Here is a 19784-nt window from a genome sequence, read left to right on the forward strand (position 1 = left end):
GCGACACAGGGCTCGTCACTCTTGTTTTCTCCCGGCTATTCCATCACCAGATGCTGGTGCGGGTGACCGGTTCAAAGAAGTGAAGTTCTTCGGCATCGACAGCGACGCGCGCGATGTCACCTGCGCGTACTGTGCTCTTCGGAGAAAAACGGGCTACAGCAGCTCTTTCGTCGCCAATATCGGCGACGGCGTCCGAGTCGCCAGCATCCACCCAAGGTGCGCCGATATTCAGATGCACCATGGATTCAGAGCCTAACGCCTCAACAAGAGTGACTGGGGCCGAGATCTCGGCCGAAGAAGGGCGGATTGCCGCGTCGTTCATGTGCTCGGGCCGGACTCCGACAATGACCTGACGGTTAGACGCACCGTTGAGAGAGGGGCGATATTCGAAGACCCGCTCAGGGACTTCGAAACTGTTGCTGCCCAGCGTGAGGGTCCTTCCATTCAGAACGGCCTCGTACAAGTTCATCGAGGGGGATCCGATAAAGGCGGCGACAAAGACATTGCCAGGGCGTTTGTACAGGTTTTGCGGTGTATCGACTTGCTGCAGCACGCCGCCTTTCATGACAGCTACGCGGTCGCCCATCGTCATCGCCTCGACCTGGTCGTGTGTCACGTAAACCGTGGTGACATTCAGTTTTCTTTGGAGGCTGGCGATCTCGGCGCGCATCTGCACGCGCAGCTTGGCATCCAGGTTCGACAACGGTTCATCCATGAGGAAGGCCGCCGGTTTGCGGACGATCGCTCGTCCCATGGCGACACGCTGTCGCTGACCTCCTGAAAGGAGTGCCGGCCTACGGTCGAGCAAAGTCGTCAATTCAAGGGTGCGTGCGGCTTCGTCTACGCGGCTCGCGACTTCGGCCTTCGGCAGCCCGGCCATCTGCAGGGGAAAGGCGATATTTTCGCGCACTGTCTTGTGGGGATAAAGCGCATAGGACTGGAACACCATGGCGATGTCGCGATCCTTGGGATCGACATCGTTAACTAACCTGCCACCAATCCTGAGTTCACCGCTAGTAATGCTCTCCAGGCCAGCGATCATCCTGAGCGCCGTTGACTTTCCACATCCTGACGGGCCGACGAAAACCATGAACTCGCCATCCCTGATGTCGAAGCTCAGATCGTGCAGAGCGTGAAAGCTGTTTCCGTAGACCTTGTTGATATTGCACAGCTCTATGGCGGACATGCTTCTGCCTCCCTCATCCCTTTACAGCGCCGAATGTCAGGCCGCCGACGATCTGTTTTTGAAGTGCGAGCGTTACGACGATTACGGGAAGCGAATAGAGCACCGCGGCTGCGGTCATCGCTCCCCAGGCAAGCCCGTAGACCGAGTTATATTCGGCGATGACGATCGGAGCCGTTTTTGTAGCCTCCGAAGTCAGCAGCAACGCGTAGAGGAACTCGTTCCAACTCGTGATGAAGGTGAAGAGCGCAGTCACTGCGATCCCACCGATCATGACCGGAAGGACAATCTTCCGGAATGCCTGGAAACGTGTGCAGCCATCCATGCGTGCTGCTTCTTCGAGTTCCTTCGGCACGCCTTCGAAGAAGGCGGACATGAGCAACAACGCCAGCGGGACGGCAGCCGAGGTGTGGGCGAGAACCAGACCCGGAATCGTATCGAGCAGTCCCAGAGACTTTAGTAGCTGAAACAGTGGCACACCGAGGGACACCGACGGCACCATGCGCGTGACCAGCGCAAACAGCAGGAACAGGGTGGTGATCCTACGCCGGTACTGCGTTGCGACGTAGGCTGCGGGGACTGCCACCGCCAGCGACAGTACGGTTGTGAGCACCGCCACCGTGAGCGAGCTTGCGAACGCCTTCGGCAGAGCCGACGATTGCAGCACTTCGCGAAAGTTTTCGAGCGAGACCACGGCAGGCAGGAAGCTCGGCGGAATCTGCTGGACATCCGCCGCCGGCTTGATCGAGGTCATGAGCAGGTAGACGTATGGCAGCGCATAGGACAGAACGAGCACGAGGGCTGCCGCGTTGACCAGGATGCCATTGATATTGAAGCGGCGTGCCCTACGCATGAGCCGGCCTCCATATCTTCCAATATGCGGCTGCAGCGAGAAGCATCATGACGATCAGGAACAGGGCCGCGGATGCCGATGCCTCGCCAAGATCGCCGAACCGAACCATGCGCTGATAGATGTTCATCGAGAACACCTCCGATGCGTGATTGGGGCCCCCTTGCGTCTGTATCCAGATGAGGTCGAAGGTCTTGGCCGCATCTACAGCGCGGACGATGACAATGACGGCGATAACCGGACGCATCAGAGGCAAGGTGACGTGCCAAAACCGATTGAACGCATTCGCGCCATCGATCCGGGCAGCTTCGAGCAAGTCTTTCGGAATGTTCGTCAATCCGGCGTAGGACACGAGCGCGACAAAGGAGGTCGTCAGCCAGATATCGGCGAAGGAAACGGAATAGATGACGATGTCCTCGTCGGACAGCCAGGCAATCGCATCGGGGTCTGTGATAATGCCAAGATGAACGAGCCCATAATTGAGAATGCCAATGTTGCCGACGAGCAGGAAGCGCCACAGCAGGCCGGCGACGATCGGCGGCACCATCAGCGGCAGGGTGAAGACCGTGCGATGCCAGCGCGATCGGCCAGGAAGTGCCGAAAACAAGAGAGCGGCGCAAAACCCGAAGGCAAACTCGAAGAACAGGGCAAAGACCGAATATTGAATCGTTCTCAATGCGCTTTCGGCGACGCGCTTGGAGGTTAGCGCGTCGATATAGTTCTTGAGCCCGACCCACTCCCTTATGTGGGGGGTGATGGTGTCGACCTTGAAAAAGGAATCAAACACCAGGAGCCCCACCGGGTATGCGACCAGCAACCCCAGGATGGCGAACGCCGGCGCAAGCATGCAGAGCACAAATCGGTCTTCACCCGACATGGCTGTCTCCGAAAGCTGATGATAGGCGGAGGATTTTCTCCTCCGCCGGCGATGCGGATATAGAGTTAGTTGAGGATGTCCTCGATCGTTTCCTTGGCATCCGTCAGCACCTCGCCGACATCCGCCTTACAGGTCAGGGCCTGTTGCACGGCGGGAAGGACAGCTTCATCGACGATTTCCTGATATTTTTCGTTCATCGGCCGCCCTTGGGTCGCCGGCGCACTCAACGTCTCGAGCAGCGGCGTGAAATGCTCATATCCCGGCTTGCCGGAATAGCTGCGATAGGCGGAGTTCGTCGCGGCGAGGCCGAGTGGCGCTTCGATGCCCAATGCATTGTTGGCGATCGCAAAGGCTATGAATTTCTTGGCTGCGTCCTTGTGCTGCGACGTCGAAGGAACAACATTGTACCAGGGCCCCGGAATGGCGGCGATTCCGGCATCGCCCGCCAGCATCGGTGCAACGCTGACCTTGCCGCTGACCTTGGAATCCGCAGGCGTCATCTTGTAGGCGTGGGCCCAGAATTTCATCATGGCTGTCTTGCCCTGATAGAACAGGTTCTGAGCCTCTCCCCAACCGATCTCATTCACATTCGCCGGCACCGATTGATCGGTGCAGCGCGGGGCGATGTAGAATTCGAGCGCCTTCTTGTGCGCTTCGTTGTCGATGATGACTTTGCCATCCTTGTCGAGGATCACACCGGGTGAACCCGCCTGAAGCACATGCGCCATCCACTCTTCGGAAAAGGTGCCGATGGTGTCAGTGCCCCAGAAGTCGGTTTTGCCGTCGCCGTCCGTGTCGCGGGTGAAGAACTTTGCCATGTCGCGCCATTGTTGCCAGGTCTTCGGCGGAGCAAGGGGATAGCCATACTTGTCCTGGAACGCCTTCTGCTCCTCCGGTTTTTCAAAGAGGTCCTTGCGAAAAAAAACGATCTCCGCATTCGCCCACGCGGGCATTCCGATCATTTTGCCTCCAACCTCGGCGTCGGCGAGCAAAGCTGGTGGCAGATCCTTGCGAACCGCGTCGGTGAAAAGGGGTGAGAGATCCTCGACATGGCCCGCGAATTTGGCATTCCAGACAACATCGATCGTAACAACATCGAACGCCGATGAACCGGAGGCGATCTCGGCCGAGAACTTGTCAAATACGCCCTGGTAGGGGACGACCGTGAACTTCACCTCAATGCCGGTCTCGGCGGTGAACTTATCGGCTACGGCCTTCTGCAGCATCTCGCCGCCGCCTTCGACCAGGATATTGATGGTTTCGGCATTCGCCGGCGCCGCCATGAAGATGAGCGCAAGCGCGCTGGCTGAAAGCAAATTCTTCATAGAGATCCTCCTCTCTTTCAGTGAGGCTCTCACTCCAGCCTCCGATGAAGGCCACCATAATCGGCGCATGACGACGTTGTCAACGCCGATTGTCGACGTTGTCATGAAAGTTGTCGACGTTGTCATTCCCTTGGTGTAAAACTGCTTTCGGATAGAAGGATTCCCATATGGTCAGCATCGTCAGTGTCGCTAAAGCGGCAGGGGTCTCGAACAAGACCGTGTCCCGTGTAATCAACGGCGAACCGCATGTGACCGAGGACACGCGAGAAAGAGTGGAAAAGGCCATTCGGGATCTCGGCTACATTCCCAACATGGCCGCGCGCCAAATACGCTCAAGCCGCTCCAACACGTTCGGGATCATCACGGACTATGTTTCCACGACGCCCTATTCGGTGGATATCGTGCGCGGGATCCAGGATTGGGCCAATACGCATGGAAAAAGCATCCTGATGGCAAACTCCGGCGGGTTACCGGGAAGGGAGGCGGAAATCTGGAAGATGTTCCAGTCCCACCGTATCGACGGGGTGCTTTATGTGACGATGTACCATCGCGTCGTGGATCCCGAGGCCGGCGATGTGAGCATACCGACAGTAATGATCAACTGCCGGCCGCAGACGAGCGAACTCTTGCCATCCATCGAGCCTGACGACTTCCAGGGCGCCCGGGACCTCACCCGATATTTGCTTGAACGGGGACATCGAAGGATAGGCTACATCAGGCTCAACCCGATTCTGCTCGGCGCAGAACTGCGCCTCGATGCCTTCCGCCGCACTGCAAAGGAATTCGGCCTTGCGGAGAGCGACCTCTCCATTCGTCTTGGAATGGAAGGTCCGGTCGGAGCGGAGGAAAATTACGTGTTTGCGGCAGCCTCCGAAATACTGCAGCAAAAGGATCGTCCGACCGCGATCATGAGCGGCAATGATGAAATGGCGATCCAGATCTATATTGCAGCTTTGACGTTGGGACTGAGAATCCCGCAAGACGTCAGCATTGTTGGCTTTGACGATTTCAGAACGGTATCGTTGTCGCTGAAGCCCGAACTGACCACCGCGGCATTGCCGTACTATGATCTCGGTTTCCAGGGTGCCGATTGGTTGAACAACGTCATTTCTGAAGAAAAGGTGCGCGCGAGTCGTCGTGTCATCTCGTGCAAACTTGTCGAGCGTACATCTGTGTGTGCTCTGTAAAACTGATGGAGCGATGCCGCCCGCGATCAATCCAGACGACTAGATTCGGGTCTTCCTCAATCTGCGTAGTGATGAGAGTTGTTGAGTGGCAGCAAGCGTGCTCCGTGGAGCTCCGGGCCTGCTCTGCCATTCACGTTTGATCGTCTTCAGGCGGATCATCTGGCCTTCTGCCTGGCCGTTGCTCCAGGGGAGTTCGATGGCGTTGCGGACGGCGCCGATGTCACGGCGCAGGACCCGCGCGAACCGGACGATCGGCGTGAGCCCGGAGCTGACGGCATCCTCGATCCAAGCGTCTAACTAACCCGTTCCATGCCCCTCCCACGGCAGCCTCGCCCCCCGATCCGGGGGGCTTTTTCGTAGGCAGGGTCCGCGCGTGGCCGCCTCTCTCAACGGATAGGCCGGACCTATCGAAACGATGCCCGAACAGCATTTCAAAGAGCGCGAGCCGTCTGCGAAGCTTGTCTGCATCAGGCCGATACCCGGTCTGAACAATGTCAGATCCAGGAGATGTTTCATGATCAACAATCGCACGCTCATCGGCTCGGCGCTTGCGGCCATCGCATCGCTGTCGGCCTCCACGGTATCCGCCGGGCCGGCTGCCCAGCCCGAGTTCTCGTTCGAGAAATGTTACGGCGTCGTCAAGGCCGGGCAGAACGATTGCCAGACCGCAACCCATTCCTGTGCGGGCACCTCGACGATGGACGATCAGGCCGATGCCTGGATCTACCTGCCGGCCGGCACCTGCTCAAAGATCGCCGGCGGCAACAACGCGCCGAAGGCCTGACGGCCGGCGTCTTCAGCAAGACTCTAGAAGGGAGTAGACCGATGCCCAAGACGTTTCCAACCCACCCGGTGCCGTGCGCTGCGGGCATCGGCCTCCGTTCCATTCACATCGCAGAAGTGCTCGCCCGCAGACCGTCTGCGGGGTGGCTCGAGGTGCATGCCGAAAACTACATGGGTCAGTCGGCGGCCGTCGACGCGCTGGAAAAGCTGCGGGAGGTCTATCCGCTATCGGTGCACGGCGTCGGCCTGTCGCTCGGAAGTGCATCAGGGCTTGACCTGGACCATCTCGAGCGGCTGCGGCTTGTCTGTCAGCGCTTCCAGCCCGCGCTCGTCTCCGAGCACCTCGCCTGGAGCGTCGCCGACGGCGCTTATCTCAACGATCTCCTGCCGCTTCGCTATGACGAGGAGGCCCTTTCCGTCGTCTCTCGCAACATCGGGCTGCTGCAGGAAACGCTGAAATGGCGGGTCTATATCGAAAATCTGTCCGCCTATCTCTCCTTTGAAGGCTCCATCATGAGCGAGGCCGAGTTCCTGGCCGAGCTCGTCCGCCGCACGGGCTGCGGATTGCTGCTCGATGTCAACAATGTCTATGTCTCGGCGAACAATCTCGACTTCGATGCTGCGGCATTTATCGATGCTCTGCCGGCCGATGCGGTCGGTGAGATTCATCTCGCCGGCCATGCGGTGAACGAGGCCGATGGCGACGTCATTCTCATCGACGATCACGGCTCGCGCGTACCACCCGCCGTCTGGTCGCTCTATGCCCATGCCATCCGCAGGATCGGGCCCCGGCCGACGCTGATCGAATGGGATACGGACGTGCCGCCGCTCGACGTGCTGCTCGGCGAAGCCATGTGGGCGGACATGCTTGCGCGCAGCATCGCCTTCGACGCCCGCCCGGAGGAGCGAAAAGCCGCGCCCGACAGCCGTTTCGCAGCGATGACGCTGCCTCGCCGCGACGACGCGACAGGCATCCGCTTTCCGGCACTTGCCGCGATCGCAGCCCTGCAGGCGGCCTGCCGCGGCTGCGGCGCTGAGGAATGCAGGAGGGCTCGCCATGTCCTCCATTGAGACGATGCAGAGCATTGTCGCGCGCGCGGTGCTCGCGGCCGAACCCGCCGATGTGCTTCCGCTGCTCGCGCCGGGACGTTTCGATCCCGCAAGGCGACTCGCCATCTATCGCAACAATACGCGCGCTTCGTTGATCGCAACTCTGAAGGTCGTGTTTCCAGTGACGGTGCGGCTCATCGATGAACGCTGCTTCAATTACGTCGCGGGTCGCTTCATCCGAAGCAACCCGCCGAGGGAACCGCGGCTATCGCGTTACGGGGCAGATTTTCCGGCCTTTCTCGCTGGTTTCGAGGCAACCGCCGGCATGCCCTTTGTCGCCGAGACCGCGCGGCTGGAGTGGTTGATCGCCGAGGCGCTCGACGCACCGCTCCAGCGGCCATGCCGGCTGATCGAGCTCTATGACGGGCTTTCGAACAGCTCGATCGGGTTGACCCTGCAGCCGTCGCTGCGGCTTCTCCTGTGCCGCTGGCCGGCCTTGAACATATGGGCTTCGCACCAGCCTGGCGCGGATGTCGACCGGCTCGGTGAACTCCAGCGCAAAGCGGAGCGGATCGCGCTCTGGCGACACGGCGAAACCATCCGCTTCATGCGGCTCGACCCCGCGAATTTCGCTTTCTGGCGCGCGCTGGTGCGCGGGCTTGGACTGGAGGCCGCGGTCTCTCGCGCCTGCCGCCATGCGCCGTCCTTCGAAATCGCCCGCGCGCTGACGGGTCTCTTCGTCGGCGAGCTCGTCACCGCCGTCAACCATCATCTGAAGGCATTTTCCAAAGAGGAGGAGAGAGTGTCATGACTACAATGCGCATCACCGGGGCCGGTGGCTCCAGATCCATCGTCAAGCTCCACAACCTTTTTGCGGAGCGGGCGACCGCCCTCCCACTGTCGATTGTTCAGCTGGCCGCCCGCATCGCCGTCGCCGAGGTGTTCTGGCAATCCGCCCAGACGAAACTCGCCTCCTGGCCGGTAACGCTTCAGCTCTTCGCCTTCGAATATCGCGTGCCGCTGATCGATCCCGGTCTTGCGGCGGTCCTTGCGACGGCGGCGGAACTGTCGGGAGCCGTGATGGTGGCGCTCGGCGTGCTCTCGCGGCTGGCGGCTCTGATGCTGCTCGGCGTCGTAGCCACAATCCAGATCTTCGTCTATCCCGGCCATTGGGCCGAGCATCTGATGTGGGCGAGCCTTCTCCTGCTCATTCTGTCGCGTGGGGCCGGGTTCCTCTCCGTCGACCACCTCGTCGCCCGCCGTATTCGTGCCGGGAGATGAGGCGATGGACGCGAAGCGAGATCAACGTGGCGACCCGGAGCGTCGACCGCATGTAGTCATTCTCGGAGCCGGCTTTGGCGGCTTGAACGCGGCGATGTCGCTTCGCCGCGCGCCGGTCGATATCACAGTCGTCGACCGGCGCAACTATCATCTCTTCCAGCCCCTGCTCTACCAGGTGGCGACCGCCGGGCTTTCGCCGGCACAGATCGCCATGCCGATCCGCCGGATACTGTCGCAGCACTCGAACGCGACGGTGCTGATGGACAGGGTCGAGTCGGTGGACACGGCGGCAAGATGCGTCGTAACCGGCGCTCGGCGCATAGCCTATGATTATCTGATCGTCGCGACTGGAGCCCGCCACACCTATTTCGGCAACGATGCCTGGGCCGAGCATGCGCCGGGCCTCAAGACGATTGCCGACGCCACGGCGATCCGAGGACGCATTCTCGCCGCCTTCGAGATGGCGGAGGTGACTGACGACGTCGCCCTACGTAAGCGCTTGCTGACCTTCGTCGTCGTTGGTGGCGGGCCGACGGGCGTTGAGCTTGCCGGAGCGATCGCCGAGCTGGCTCGCAACACGGTCGTGCGCGACTTCCGGCGCATCGATTCCTCGACGGCCCGTGTCGTGCTGGTGGAAGCGGGGCCGCTGATTCTCCCAACCATGCCGTCATGTCTCTCGAAAAAGGCCCAGAGACAACTCGAAAAGCTTGGCGTCGAGGTCGTATGCGGCAATGCCGTCGCCGACTGCGACGAAAGCGGCGTGCGGCTCGCGAATGGAACGGAGATCGGTTCTGCTTGCGTGGTCTGGGCGGCCGGCGTCATGGCCTCGCTCGCCGCCAAGTGGATCCGCGCGCCCGCCGACCGGGCCGGGCGGGTTCTGGTCAACGCGCGCCTCAACCCGCCGGGGCACGGGGAGATTTTCGTGATCGGCGACACGGCTTCGGTGGTCGATGGGGCCGGGCGGCCGGTACCGGGCGTGGCGCCGGCGGCCAAGCAGATGGGTCGTTACGCGGCCCGGGCCATTTTCGACGACATGGCAGGACGGCAATCGGCGCCCTTCCGTTATCGCGACTACGGCAATCTGGCGACGATAGGCCGCAAGGCAGCGGTCGCGGATTTCGGCAGGGCTCGGCTCTCGGGCTATCCGGCGTGGCTCGTCTGGAATTTCGCCCATCTCTGGTTCCTCGTCGGATTCCGCAATCGCCTCGTTGTCTTTCTCGACTGGGCGGTTGCCTATTTCCGCAACGATCGCGCCGCGCGGCTGATCACCGGGCAACATGAGGCCTAGCGATGTATCGCCCGAAGCTGGCCCAAGTCGTCGCCGTTCTCCTGTTGCTGGCAGTGCTGTCCACTGCGGCGATGATTCATCTCATTTGGCAGCGCGCGGCCGGCGAGAGCATCGAAGAGATCGTCGCGAGCCTTGATACCCAGACGGCGGGCTCCGTCAGGAACGACCTGTCGCAGACGCTGGCGCTTGTTTCGAGCTCGGCGGAAATCGTCCGTACCATCCTCTTCCAGGGAGCGATCAGCCCCGAGGATGAGGTCAAGCGCGAGTTCCTCTTCCTGTCGCTGCTGCGTGAGCAGCCGGCGATCGCCTGGATCGGCTTCGGATTTCCCGACGGGCGCTTCTTCGGTTCGCACGCGACAGCTGACGGGCGGATCGAGATGGTGGAGATCGGCGCTGCGCAACCCGGTGAACACCGCCCGCTGCGGCGCGACCTCTACCGACCGATCCCGGGTGACATCTTTTTCGAAGAGCGCATCAAGGCGGAGAGCGCCTATGTGGCGCTCGGTGCACCCTGGTTTCGGTTGGGCAAGGAAAGCGCAGGATCCGTCTGGACGGTCACCAATGTGCTGCCGAACGGTTTCGAGCCGGCAATCGTGCTGTCGAAGCGCGTCGAGAGCTTCGGAACGTTCACCGGTGTGGTGATGGCGGCCGTCAGCCTCCGCCGTCTGTCCGAGGCGCTGCAGGCGCTCGACATTCCCGCTGAAAGCAAAGCCTTCGTGCTGGACGAGCGCGGACGGGTACTTGCGACCTCGCAGCCGTCGGACGGGGTGATGGCGGCGCATTTTTCAGATTTCCCCGCATCCGATGCCATTGCCAGAGCTGCGGCGGAGGCAGTGACGGCGAACGGCGGTGACGCGTTTCGCGTCCTGGCGCCAAGCGTTGCCCTGGGACCTGTCTTCATATCGTCGTCAAGGCTGCCATTTGAAAACTGGCGGCTGATCATTGCCACGCCCCGCTCGACCTTCGCCGGCGGCATCGACAAGAATATCCGGCGCATTGCCATCGTCGTGCTTGCCATCGCGGTGCTTGCGGCAGTGACGGCCGTAGTGGTTGCCAATTTCCTCTTCGCGCAGCCGCTCGCGCGGCTGGCAGTGCAATTGCGCGCGATCGAGCGCTTCGCGCTAGGGAGCGTTTGCCATCATCCGACCTTTCTCTCCGAGCTCAACGACTTGTCCCAGGCTTTGAAGCGCATGTCGGTCGGACTTTCCGCTTTCGCCCGCTATATGCCGCTCGACGTCGTGCGGCCGCTGGTAGAAGGCAGCATCGAGCCGAAGCCCGGCGGTGAGCTCTGTGAGGTGACGGTGATGTTCGCCGACCTGCCCGGTTTCACCGAACTGACCGAAAGGCTTGGACCGGACGTCGAGCCGCATCTGACGCGCTTCCTGACGATTGCGGTGGCAGCGATCCATGCCGAGGGCGGCACTGTCGACAAGTTTATCGGAGATGCCGTCATGGCGATCTGGAACGCGCCGGGAAGGCAGGCGGATCATGCCGCCCGCGCTTGCCGCACGGCGATCGCAATCCGGAACGCGATGCACGAGGAGCCGACGGCGGCAGTCGGCGAAAGTGCGATCCGCGTGCGCATAGGCATCAACAGCGGCACGGCGCTGATCGGCAATATCGGCTCCGCGGAACGGCTCAGCTACACTGCTATCGGCGATACGGTCAATCTCGCCAGCCGGCTCGTGAATGTGGCCAAGGAGCGCGGCGTCGAGATCGTGCTCAGCGACGCGACCGCGCGGGAACTCGGCGCAGAGCCGATGACGAGGCCGCTCGGGCTTGTGACGGTGCGCGGCAAGGCCAGGCCCGTCGGCGTGCATACGATCGACCAGCCAAAAGCTCGGTCTACGGGAGGAAGCGATGGAGATGGCGATCACGACGGTGGCGATGCTCGCGTGCCTGCAGCTCAAGCATTTCCTTGCTGACTATGTGCTGCAGCCGCTCTGGATCCTGCGCGGCAAGGGCGATTTCCGCAGGATCGGCGGTTATGTTCATGCGGGCGGGCACGCGGTCGGGACCGTGCCGGCATTGATGTTCGCCGGCACCGGCCCGACGCGCATCGCGCTTCTCGTGCTCGCTGAATTCGTTCTTCACTATCTCATCGACTATGGAAAGGCGCTTTTGTCGCGGCGTTGTCGCGCCGACGCGACAACGCGTGCCTACTGGGCCATGCATGGCGCCGATCAATTGATGCACCAGCTGACCTATGCGGCACTGATCCTGGCTGCGCTGGCATAGTATTTCAGAATGGTTCCGGCCGCGAGACGATGAACAGGCCTGCCGCGATCATCATCATCGCAACAATGGCTGCCGCCGGCACGGACGGCTCCACCCGGAGCCAGAAGATGAGGAAACCCACGGCCATGAGCGCAATTGCAAGGAACTTGGCGCCCCGCGATATGGCGCCGGACTCGCGCCAATCCCTGAGCGGACGCCCGAACATCGGGTGATCGAACAGCCATTGTTCGAGACGCGGCGAGGAGCGGGAGAACAGCCAAGCCGCTAATAGCAGAAAGGGCGTGGTCGGCAAGAGCGGAAGAAAGATGCCGGCGATACCAAGGCCGACCATCGCCCAGCCGAGGCCGAGAAGAATGAGGCGCATGGGTAGGTTCATCTGCCTTTCCTTGGGTGAGAACCAATGAAGTTGCGTCAGGCTCCCCCCTGAAGGTCCGCTCGAGCTGGACGGAGTGCCACCCCTTATCACGGAGGCGAGATCCTGGTCGAGATAGTGACCGCGGGCGCGGAAACAAGAGCATTGCCCGCGTGACACTCAGCCCTTCAGGATATGCCTGAGCGTCACGGCATCTTCGAGAAACGCTGTCGGGTCGTCATTCGCAACGAATTCCAGCATCGCAAAGCGTCGGCCGTTCCAGCGCGAGGCGGGCATGGCGGCGAGAGTTGTCCGGCCGATGCCAGCGGGAAGCGGTTGCGATCGCGGTCCCAGGCGAAAACATGCACGTGGGAAACATGCGGACCGATTTCGCCGATCTCGGCGAGCGCTTCTTCAAGCGGAAGCCTGGGCCGCGGCTGCCAATAGAGATAGACGTTTTCATGGGCGATCGCCTCGATCAGGCGGCGCGCCGATTGCGTGGTGTCGGTTAAGGACTGCGGATGATATTCGAGCGACACGCCTATCCTGTGTCGGGCCGCCTCGGCGCGCATCTTGCGGATCGCGTCTGCCGTCGCGCGCCGTTCGGCGGCACTGTAGTCCTCTGAATCGCGCCCGCGGGTACCGGACCAGATACGGATATTGGTGGCGCCAATCGCAATCCCGCTCTGCAGGGCTTTTGAAAAGCCCCGGCATGTCGTCTGTCGGCGGGGCGACATAGGATCCGTAGGAGGTTGCAAATCCCGCGACCTGGGACAGCCGCGCGACCTCTCTGGCGATCGGCTCCTCGCCGGGGGGACATGGATGTCGCCGGCCCATTCGACCGCGACAAGCCCGGCCCCGGCGGCCAGCGCCACGATCTGCTCCGCAGGCAGCTTCCGGAAAGTGACGGTGCAGAGCCCCCGGTTCGAAACCGGTCACGCCATTCGCTCCAGTTCTCCCTTTCGGACCTCGAAGAGCAGCGGCTGCCCTTCGACGAAGCGGGCGATCTCGTCGAGCGCCATCTCGCCGAGGGCTCAAGCCCGACGGCGCCGGCAATGTGCGGCGTCAGAAACACGTTGGAACGAGACCGATCTCAACTATCTTATGCGCCGCTTCGAAGAGGACGGGCTTTATTTCTGGTTCAGCCACGAAAAGGGCAGCCATCGCCTCCATGTCGCCGACAGCGCCATCTCCTGGGCGAAGCCCGCCGCCTCGGCGCAAGGGGAGGGTCGGGTGCGGCTGGCGCAAGGATCCTCCGACCGCAACCACATCAACGAATGGGCGCGGCGCTTCTCCTATGTGCCGGGCCAGCGCGCCGGCGCCGACTGGAATTTCGAGACACCGCGTATGGTGCCGGGCAACGCCACGCCGTCGCTCGTGCAGATGCCGGAGGCGATGAAGCGCGAGCTCTACGAATATCCCGAATCTCGACCGTCGCCGAGGCCGAGCGGGCGCAGAAGCTCAGGATGCAGGCCGTCGAGGCCGACCACGACCGCGTCTTCGGCAACTCCACCTCCCGCGTCATCGAGGTCGGCCGCCGCTTCACCCCCTACGAGGTCGCCCATCCCGAGCATGCTTACGAGGAGCACGTCATCGTCTCGATGCGCCAGACGGTGGTCGACCGCTCCTATGAGACGAATTCCAACGATCCGGAATATATGAATGGCTTCGAGGCGGTGCCCGCACGGGTGCCGCTGACGTCGCACCGCCAGACGAAGCGGCCGCGCATCGAGGGCACGCAAGTGGCGATCGTCGCCGGTCCGCCCGGCGAGGAGATCCACCCGGACAAATACGGCCGCATCAAGCTCTGGTTCCCCTGGGACCGCAAGGCGAAGAAAGACGGTTCGGATACCTGCTGGGTGCGCGTCGCACAAAGCTGGGGCGGCGGCACCTGGGGCGCCCAGGTGATCCCCCGCGTCGGCATGGAGGTGATGGTCGCCTTCGTCGACGGCGAACCGGACCGGCCGCTGGTGACGGGCGTCGTGCCGAACCCGGCCAATCCGGTGCCCTACGACCTGCCGGCCAACAAGACGCGCATGGTGCTGCGCTCGAATACCCACGAGGGCCAGGGCTTCGACGAAATCACCTTCGAGGACGAGGCCGGCCGCGAGAACCAGTTCTTCCACGCCCAGAAGGACCAGACGACGCGAGTCCTGAACGACCGCACCAAGCGCATCGATCGCCACGAGGTCGCCTCGATCGGCGCCAACCGCGCCGTCGAAGTCGGCGGCAACCAGAAGCACGAGATCGGCGGTTCTATGAACACGGTGGTGGGCGGCACAGGCCCGATGGCGATGGCGCTGATGGGCGCCGTCCAGGGGCTCTCCGGCCACACCGCCGGACTGCTCTCCCAGGCTGGCCAGATCGCCGGCGGCGGCGGGCCGGCGCTTGCCGCCTTCGCCGGCACGCTCGCCTCTACGGCGTCGCGACCCCTTGCACGGACGGGGCGGACCATACATTTTTTGCAAGAAGCTCGCGGAGTGCGGCGGCGTCCAGCATCTGCTCGGCGAGCAGCTTCTTCAGCTTGGCGTTCTCTTCTTCGAGAGCCTTCAGGCGCTTCGCCTCGGAGACCTCCATGCCGCCGTATTTGGCTTTCCAGTTGTAAAAGGTCGCGTCCGAAATCCCGTGCTTGCGGCAGAGCTCGGCCACCTTCGCGCCGGCCTCCTGCTCCTTCAGCACCGCAATAATCTGCTCTTCCGTAAATCTCTGCTTCTTCATGCGTCCGTCCTTCAATAGGCCGGACTCTAATCCAATCTGGAGGAAATTACCCGTGGCAGGTCAAAGGCAGAGGCAAGTACACCATCGAATCGTAGAGTAATCTTTTTGGAAATTGCTGCCCTGACGGTCCTCCTTCATCGCCCCTCGATCAACCTCTTCCAGTCCTCAATAAAGCTCCGCCGCTGGATCTCGTCTTGCGCTGCGAGCAGGGCGGGTCCTATGCGGATCGGGCGGGCGATGCCGGATTCCATCAGCGATGCGGGGCCGTCGACGCCGGCGGGAAGGGGGCCTGTTTCGGAGAAGAAGAAGGAATTGTCGCGGGCGACCGCCCGACCGCGCGGCGACAGGAGATAATCCAGGAACTGCTTGCCGAGTGCCGGTTTGCGGGCATTGGAGGGGATCATCGCACCGCGCGAAAGCACCAGCGTGTAGTCGCCGGGCACCACGATACCGAGGTCCGGATTTGCCTTGGCCGCGGCATAGGCATAGGAGCCGAGCACGTTGTAGGCGAGATGCACATTGCCGGCCGCGATTTCCCCCAGCACCTCGTTGTTGCAGCAGCGTATCACCGTTTTGGTGCGGCTCAGGCTTTCGATCAGCCGGCCGTAGGTGGTCGGCGCCTGGCGGGAATCGTTGAAGGCGAGCAGGTAGCCGACGCCGGAGGCCTCGATGTCGTAGGTGCCGATGCGGTTGCGATATTCCTCGGGCTTCCGGCGCAGCAGGTCGGCGAGTTCTTCGTGGCTGCGCGGCACCTCCTCAGCAGGAAGGGCGCGGCGGTCGTAGACGAAGACCACGGGCTCGAAGGTGAAACCGAAAATCTCGTCGCGCCAGTTGGCCCAGGCCGGTGCTGCCGATGTCTCGTACGAAGTGTGAGCCTCTGCGCAGCCGTCATTGGCAAGCCGCACCAGCTGGTCGACGGAGGAGGAGAGCAGTATGTCCGCACTGCGGCTCTTGCCGGCGCAGGCGTCGACGGCTTGCCGGAAGAGATCGTTGGTGACGTAGTCGACGAAATCCACCGCGACACCGGGCCTCAGTCCCTGGAAATCCCGGATCAGCGGACGCATGGCTTCGAGATCGGTGGCCGCGTGGATGGTCAGCCGTTCCGTCTCCTTGCCGCTTGACGGAAAGAACGCCCTCTGTCCCTCGAGCGCGGCGGCAGCCGACGGCAGCAGCCAGACGAAGATTGCGAACGATCGGAGAAGCAGCCTCATACCCGTTCCTCCGTCGCAAGCGGCACCTCGATGAAGACGCAGAAGTCCTGCCCCTCGGCTTTCTCGCGGAAGCCGATCCGGCCACCCAAGACGGACGCAACTTCGGAGGCTATGGCAAAGCCGAGACCCGATGCGCCTTTGTCGGGACGGGTCGAATAGAAGCGCTTGGTCACGTTTCCCCATTCCTCCACCGGAATGCCCGGGCCGTCGTCCGAGACCTCGATACGCCCGTATCCGCCATCGCGCGTGACGCGCACATCGAGTCGCGAGGAGGCGCCGTGACGCAGTGCATTGTCGATGACGTTTGCGATCGCCTCGCGCAGGCTGAGCATATCCCCCATGATGACAGGATCGTCTTCCGCCGCTTCGAAGGAAACGACCATGTCCGGGTCGACGGTGATCGGGATCGCCGCGCGGAAGGCCTTGCGTGCAACGTCGTTCAAGGAAACGGCCGCAAGCTGGGTTGAATCGAAGCGATGGATGACCATTGCGTGGTTCAGCAACTGATTGGTGAAACGCGCAAGTTCTGCTGTCCGGTTGCGCACCCGTTCGAGATGGCGGCGATCGTCCGGCGTGAGATTGTCCTCGTTGATCAGGCTCACCTGAGCGGTGAGCGCGGTGAGCGGCGTACGAATCTGGTGCGCACTGTCGGCCACATAACGCTGGAGCAGCTTCACACGCTCATCGAGGCGATTGATGAAGTGGTTTATCGAGGTCATGAAGGGGATGAGCTCACGCGGCACGTCGGCGCTCATCGGCGTCAGGTCCTGGGGGTCGCGCTGGCGCAAGGCATCGCCCAGGACGTCAACCGGTCGCAGCGAGTAGCGAACGGCAAGCGCCGTGCCGCCAAGTGCGAGCAGGCTCATGACCGTGACGAGAAAGGTGGCGCGCGTGGTCAACTCGGAGGCAAGCGCCTGACGGGCTTCGACCGTCTGGGCGACGACGACATAGGTCCAGCCGGTGCCATCGTTGAGGGTCATCGCCCGGGAAAGGGTGACGGTGCGTACGGCAGCGCCGCGATACTCGGTATTTCCGAATACCGGACCATTGCGGCTTTGCGAGAGTGACGTTTTCGGCTCGAGATCGGCATAGCCCGTGAGCGTCGAACCGGCCGGGTCTATCACGCGGTAGAAAATCCGGTCCCGCTGAGCGAGGCCGAGGAGTTCGAAGGCGGAGGGAGGCAGGACGAAGCGGAGTGCGCCGTCGGCCACGGTCAGGCTCTCCGACATCTGGAAGGCGGCGCCGAGAAGCAGTCTGTCATAGGCTTCGTCGGCCGCCGTACGGGCATAGAACCAGGCGGCGGTGATCAGCGATGCGGCGCCGAGCATGAGCACGATCGCCACGCGGCGCACGAGGCGCGCGAAAAGCGAGCTTCTATGCGTTGTCATCCGCCACCAGCTGATAGCCGACGCCCCTCAGCGTCACGATGCGAGCCTTTGCGCGCTCGAGCTTCTTGCGAAGGCGGCCGATATAGAGCTCGATCGCGTTCGGGCCGGCGGCCTCTTCGAAGCCGAAGAGCTGGTCGAGAAGCTCCTCCTTGCTGAACACCTTGCCGGGGCGGGAGGCGAGAATCTCGAGCAGCGTCATCTCGCGGCGCTTGAGCTGGATCTCGCGCTTGCCGACCTTGACGCTGCGATTGGCCCGGTCAAGGCTGACATCGCCGCAGACGATGATGTTCGTCGCATCGCCGCCGGTCCTGCGGCGCAAGAGCACGCGGGCTCTCGCTTCGAGCTCGCGGAAATCGAAAGGCTTGACCAGGTAATCATCGGCGCCGAGATCGAGCGCGCCGACGCGGTCGTCGATTTCCGAGCGCGCCGTCAGCACGAGAACGGGCACATTGCTTTTCGACTGGCGCAACTCGCGCAGGATGGCGAAGCCGTCGAGGCCCGGCAGCATGACGTCGAGGATGACGAGGTCGTATTCGGTGAAGCTCAGAATATCCGCTGCCGCCGATCCGTCGGTCTGCCAGTCGACGGTATGACCCGTCAGCTGGAACCGGCGACAGATCGCCTCGCCCACATCGATAGTGTCTTCGACCAAGAGAATACGCACGTTTTAATGATCGCATGCGCTTACGGGCCGATCAAGCGGGCATCTTTGAGGGTGATCATCAATGTGGCGGGAGGATGACAGGATGGTGACAGAAACGTCCCTTAGAGTGGCGTGGTCGGTCTAAGGGAGAGAGCTGTGGACCGGCCCGGGAGGGAAGCCCGAAAAAAATTGCGTCACGCCTCTGGTCCCGAGCGGGACCGGCCGGTGATCGTTGTCGCTGCTTCCGACCGGCAGCTTCAGAACAAACGGGAGAGATCATGAACTCTGTGTTCACCAAGACCCTGTGTGGTGCCGCCTTCGCGGCTCTTATGATGTCAGCTTCCGCCCATGCGGAGCCGGCAAAGCCCGAATGCATCGCCGGCGCGAAACCGGGTGGCGGCTTCGACCTGACCTGCCGACTGGCCGCCAATGCCCTGCTCGAGGCCAAGCAGATTTCCAAGCCCATGGCCGTCACCTACATGGAAGGCGGGGTCGGCGCAGTCGCCTACAACCACGTCATCGCGAAGCGCGGTTCCGACCCCAATGTCATCACCGCCGCTTCCTCCGGCTCGGCACTGCTCATCGCGCAGGGCAAGTTCGGCCAGTATGACGAGACGGCCGTGCATTGGCTTGGTGCGCTCGGCGCCGACTATGGCGTTCTCGTGGTCTCCGCCGATTCCCCCTACAAGACGCTCGGCGAACTGGTCGAAGCCTACAAGGCCTCGCCGGAAGACTTCGCGATCGGCGGTGGCGGTGCCGTCGGCTCGCAGGACTGGATGAAGGGTTCGCTTCTTGCCAAGGCCGCCGGCCAGGATCCGAAGAAGATGCGCTATGCCGCGCTTGAGGGCGGCGGTGCGGTGCTGACCGCGCTCGAGGGCGGCCACGTGAAGGTTGGATCCGGCGATGCCGCGGAGATGGTCAAGCACCACGTCGCCGGCAAGGTACGCATCCTTGCCGTCATGGCACCGGAGCGCCTGCCCGGTGAGCTTGCCGATGTCCCGACCGCAAAGGAACAGGGCTTCGATATCGAATGGCCGATCTGGCGTGGTTATTACGTCGGCAAGGACGTCTCCGATGCCGACTATCAATGGTGGGTCAATGCCTTCGAAACAGCCTCGAAGACGCCGGAATTCGCCAAGGAGCTTGAAGCGCGCGGGCTTTTCGAATTCACCCTGCTCGGCAAGGACTTCGAAGATCGCGTGAAGGCCGATGTCGAGCGCTTCAAGATCCTCGCCAAGGAAGCCGGCATGTAATCGCGTTCCCCTCGCAAGATCCTCCCGAGACAACGAGGCGGACCCCTTCCGCCACCGGCCAACCGGTGGCGGAAGGCGCGAGGGAAGCAACGACCAGGGTGCGCGAAACCGGCCTTAGGTCACGATGATATCTAAGCAACAGGGGATGCGGGATGCG

The 19784-nt window shown here is 62.4% G+C and carries 17 protein-coding genes and 5 pseudogenes; 10 read left to right on the top strand and 12 right to left on the bottom strand.

Features of this window, described 5'->3' with window-relative positions; genetic code table 11:
• Positions 1 to 43: 43 nt before the first annotated feature.
• The 4 genes from EKH55_RS21500 to EKH55_RS21515 all read right to left on the bottom strand — a co-directional run bounded on the left by EKH55_RS21500 (position 44) and on the right by EKH55_RS21515 (position 4235).
• Positions 44 to 1186, bottom strand: a complete 1143-nt coding sequence (locus EKH55_RS21500) for an ABC transporter ATP-binding protein (protein ID WP_151613063.1) — start codon at positions 1184 to 1186, stop codon at positions 44 to 46.
• Between the two features lie 13 nt (positions 1187 to 1199).
• Positions 1200 to 2036 carry a carbohydrate ABC transporter permease gene (locus EKH55_RS21505; protein WP_151613064.1) on the bottom strand — a complete coding sequence of 279 codons (837 nt, stop codon included), beginning with the start codon at positions 2034 to 2036 and terminating at the stop codon, positions 1200 to 1202.
• Entirely contained in the window at positions 2029 to 2910 is an 882-nt protein-coding gene (locus EKH55_RS21510; protein ID WP_151613065.1) for a carbohydrate ABC transporter permease, read from the bottom strand. The genes EKH55_RS21505 and EKH55_RS21510 overlap by 8 nt, the downstream gene beginning before the upstream one ends.
• Positions 2911 to 2975: 65 nt before the next feature.
• Positions 2976 to 4235 carry an ABC transporter substrate-binding protein gene (locus tag EKH55_RS21515; RefSeq protein ID WP_151613066.1) on the bottom strand — a complete coding sequence of 420 codons (1260 nt, stop codon included), beginning with the start codon at positions 4233 to 4235 and terminating at the stop codon, positions 2976 to 2978.
• 167 nt (positions 4236 to 4402) lie between these two features.
• Between EKH55_RS21515 and EKH55_RS21520 the strand changes: the two genes are divergently transcribed.
• Positions 4403 to 5422: a LacI family DNA-binding transcriptional regulator gene (locus tag EKH55_RS21520; RefSeq protein ID WP_151613067.1), complete on the top strand. Its 1020-nt coding sequence runs from the start codon at positions 4403 to 4405 to the stop codon at positions 5420 to 5422.
• 56 nt (positions 5423 to 5478) lie between these two features.
• Here EKH55_RS21520 and EKH55_RS21525 read toward each other — a convergent pair.
• Positions 5479 to 5719 (bottom strand): annotated as a pseudogene (locus EKH55_RS21525) (transposase); the annotation flags it as partial.
• Positions 5720 to 5936: 217 nt separating this feature from the next.
• Between EKH55_RS21525 and EKH55_RS21530 the strand changes: the two are divergent.
• From EKH55_RS21530 to EKH55_RS21560, 7 genes are read left to right on the top strand one after another with little or no spacing between them, the layout of a single operon-like run.
• Positions 5937 to 6206, top strand: a complete 270-nt coding sequence (locus EKH55_RS21530) for a BufA1 family periplasmic bufferin-type metallophore (RefSeq protein ID WP_069457002.1) — start codon at positions 5937 to 5939, stop codon at positions 6204 to 6206.
• 41 nt (positions 6207 to 6247) lie between these two features.
• Complete coding sequence (gene bufB / locus EKH55_RS21535; RefSeq protein WP_151613068.1) at positions 6248 to 7276, top strand: MNIO family bufferin maturase; 1029 nt, start codon at positions 6248 to 6250, stop codon at positions 7274 to 7276.
• Complete coding sequence (locus tag EKH55_RS21540) at positions 7263 to 8066, top strand: HvfC/BufC family peptide modification chaperone (protein WP_151613069.1); 804 nt, start codon at positions 7263 to 7265, stop codon at positions 8064 to 8066. The genes bufB and EKH55_RS21540 overlap by 14 nt, the downstream gene beginning before the upstream one ends.
• Positions 8063 to 8536 carry a DoxX family protein gene (locus tag EKH55_RS21545; protein ID WP_151613070.1) on the top strand — a complete coding sequence of 158 codons (474 nt, stop codon included), beginning with the start codon at positions 8063 to 8065 and terminating at the stop codon, positions 8534 to 8536. Before EKH55_RS21540 ends, EKH55_RS21545 begins: the two co-directional genes overlap by 4 nt.
• A gap of 4 nt (positions 8537 to 8540) precedes the next feature.
• Complete coding sequence (locus tag EKH55_RS21550) at positions 8541 to 9824, top strand: NAD(P)/FAD-dependent oxidoreductase (protein ID WP_151613071.1); 1284 nt, start codon at positions 8541 to 8543, stop codon at positions 9822 to 9824.
• Between the two features lie 2 nt (positions 9825 to 9826).
• Complete coding sequence (locus EKH55_RS21555; protein WP_151613072.1) at positions 9827 to 11749, top strand: adenylate/guanylate cyclase domain-containing protein; 1923 nt, start codon at positions 9827 to 9829, stop codon at positions 11747 to 11749.
• A complete protein-coding gene (locus tag EKH55_RS21560; protein WP_151613073.1) occupies positions 11685 to 12062 on the top strand; it encodes a DUF3307 domain-containing protein in 378 nt (125 codons plus the stop codon). Before EKH55_RS21555 ends, EKH55_RS21560 begins: the two co-directional genes overlap by 65 nt.
• 4 nt (positions 12063 to 12066) lie before the next feature.
• Here the strand turns inward: EKH55_RS21560 and EKH55_RS21565 are convergent, their stop codons facing one another.
• The 3 genes and pseudogenes from EKH55_RS21565 to EKH55_RS21575 all read right to left on the bottom strand — a co-directional run.
• Complete coding sequence (locus tag EKH55_RS21565; RefSeq protein ID WP_151613074.1) at positions 12067 to 12438, bottom strand: YbaN family protein; 372 nt, start codon at positions 12436 to 12438, stop codon at positions 12067 to 12069.
• A 156-nt stretch (positions 12439 to 12594) separates the two neighbouring features.
• Positions 12595 to 13353, bottom strand: a pseudogene (locus EKH55_RS21570) (sugar phosphate isomerase/epimerase family protein).
• A pseudogene (locus tag EKH55_RS21575) lies at positions 13350 to 13492 on the bottom strand (hydroxyacid dehydrogenase); the annotation flags it as partial. The pseudogenes EKH55_RS21575 and EKH55_RS21570, both read right to left, overlap by 4 nt.
• 17 nt (positions 13493 to 13509) lie before the next feature.
• Here EKH55_RS21575 and tssI point away from each other — a divergent pair.
• Positions 13510 to 14633 (top strand): annotated as a pseudogene (gene tssI / locus EKH55_RS21580) (type VI secretion system tip protein TssI/VgrG); the annotation flags it as partial.
• Positions 14634 to 14868: 235 nt separating this feature from the next.
• On the opposite strand, the pseudogene EKH55_RS21585 reads toward tssI, so the two are convergent.
• The 4 genes and pseudogenes from EKH55_RS21585 to EKH55_RS21600 form a co-directional block, all read right to left on the bottom strand.
• Positions 14869 to 15132 (bottom strand): annotated as a pseudogene (locus tag EKH55_RS21585) (transposase); the annotation flags it as partial.
• Positions 15133 to 15266: 134 nt separating this feature from the next.
• Positions 15267 to 16343, bottom strand: a complete 1077-nt coding sequence (locus EKH55_RS21590; RefSeq protein WP_151613076.1) for an ABC transporter substrate-binding protein — start codon at positions 16341 to 16343, stop codon at positions 15267 to 15269.
• Complete coding sequence (locus EKH55_RS21595) at positions 16340 to 17731, bottom strand: sensor histidine kinase (protein ID WP_151613077.1); 1392 nt, start codon at positions 17729 to 17731, stop codon at positions 16340 to 16342. Before EKH55_RS21595 ends, EKH55_RS21590 begins: the two co-directional genes overlap by 4 nt.
• On the bottom strand, positions 17718 to 18395 hold the full coding sequence (locus tag EKH55_RS21600) for a response regulator transcription factor (protein ID WP_069457012.1): 678 nt from the start codon (positions 18393 to 18395) through the stop codon (positions 17718 to 17720). The genes EKH55_RS21595 and EKH55_RS21600 overlap by 14 nt, the downstream gene beginning before the upstream one ends.
• A gap of 257 nt (positions 18396 to 18652) precedes the next feature.
• Between EKH55_RS21600 and EKH55_RS21605 the strand changes: the two genes are divergently transcribed.
• A complete protein-coding gene (locus EKH55_RS21605; RefSeq protein ID WP_246231969.1) occupies positions 18653 to 19627 on the top strand; it encodes a Bug family tripartite tricarboxylate transporter substrate binding protein in 975 nt (324 codons plus the stop codon).
• Positions 19628 to 19784: the final 157 nt, after the last annotated feature.

Origin of the sequence: Sinorhizobium alkalisoli, from assembly GCF_008932245.1 — a bacterium.
GTDB lineage: Bacteria > Pseudomonadota > Alphaproteobacteria > Rhizobiales > Rhizobiaceae > Sinorhizobium > Sinorhizobium alkalisoli.

What these genes read in the sequence shown, in the direction of transcription:
- EKH55_RS21530 (WP_069457002.1), top strand. Translation starts at nt 5,937, where the DNA reads ATGATCAACAATCGCACGCTCATCGGCTCGGCGCTTGCGGCCATCGCA.
- bufB (WP_151613068.1), top strand. Translation starts at nt 6,248, where the DNA reads ATGCCCAAGACGTTTCCAACCCACCCGGTGCCGTGCGCTGCGGGCATC.
- EKH55_RS21605 (WP_246231969.1), top strand. Translation starts at nt 18,653, where the DNA reads ATGAACTCTGTGTTCACCAAGACCCTGTGTGGTGCCGCCTTCGCGGCT.
- EKH55_RS21560 (WP_151613073.1), top strand. Translation starts at nt 11,685, where the DNA reads ATGGAGATGGCGATCACGACGGTGGCGATGCTCGCGTGCCTGCAGCTC.
- EKH55_RS21510 (WP_151613065.1), bottom strand. Translation starts at nt 2,910, where the DNA reads ATGTCGGGTGAAGACCGATTTGTGCTCTGCATGCTTGCGCCGGCGTTC.
- EKH55_RS21515 (WP_151613066.1), bottom strand. Translation starts at nt 4,235, where the DNA reads ATGAAGAATTTGCTTTCAGCCAGCGCGCTTGCGCTCATCTTCATGGCG.
- EKH55_RS21595 (WP_151613077.1), bottom strand. Translation starts at nt 17,731, where the DNA reads ATGACAACGCATAGAAGCTCGCTTTTCGCGCGCCTCGTGCGCCGCGTG.
- EKH55_RS21590 (WP_151613076.1), bottom strand. Translation starts at nt 16,343, where the DNA reads ATGAGGCTGCTTCTCCGATCGTTCGCAATCTTCGTCTGGCTGCTGCCG.
- EKH55_RS21505 (WP_151613064.1), bottom strand. Translation starts at nt 2,036, where the DNA reads ATGCGTAGGGCACGCCGCTTCAATATCAATGGCATCCTGGTCAACGCG.
- EKH55_RS21545 (WP_151613070.1), top strand. Translation starts at nt 8,063, where the DNA reads ATGACTACAATGCGCATCACCGGGGCCGGTGGCTCCAGATCCATCGTC.
- EKH55_RS21540 (WP_151613069.1), top strand. Translation starts at nt 7,263, where the DNA reads ATGTCCTCCATTGAGACGATGCAGAGCATTGTCGCGCGCGCGGTGCTC.
- EKH55_RS21550 (WP_151613071.1), top strand. Translation starts at nt 8,541, where the DNA reads ATGGACGCGAAGCGAGATCAACGTGGCGACCCGGAGCGTCGACCGCAT.
- EKH55_RS21565 (WP_151613074.1), bottom strand. Translation starts at nt 12,438, where the DNA reads ATGAACCTACCCATGCGCCTCATTCTTCTCGGCCTCGGCTGGGCGATG.
- EKH55_RS21555 (WP_151613072.1), top strand. Translation starts at nt 9,827, where the DNA reads ATGTATCGCCCGAAGCTGGCCCAAGTCGTCGCCGTTCTCCTGTTGCTG.
- EKH55_RS21520 (WP_151613067.1), top strand. Translation starts at nt 4,403, where the DNA reads ATGGTCAGCATCGTCAGTGTCGCTAAAGCGGCAGGGGTCTCGAACAAG.
- EKH55_RS21500 (WP_151613063.1), bottom strand. Translation starts at nt 1,186, where the DNA reads ATGTCCGCCATAGAGCTGTGCAATATCAACAAGGTCTACGGAAACAGC.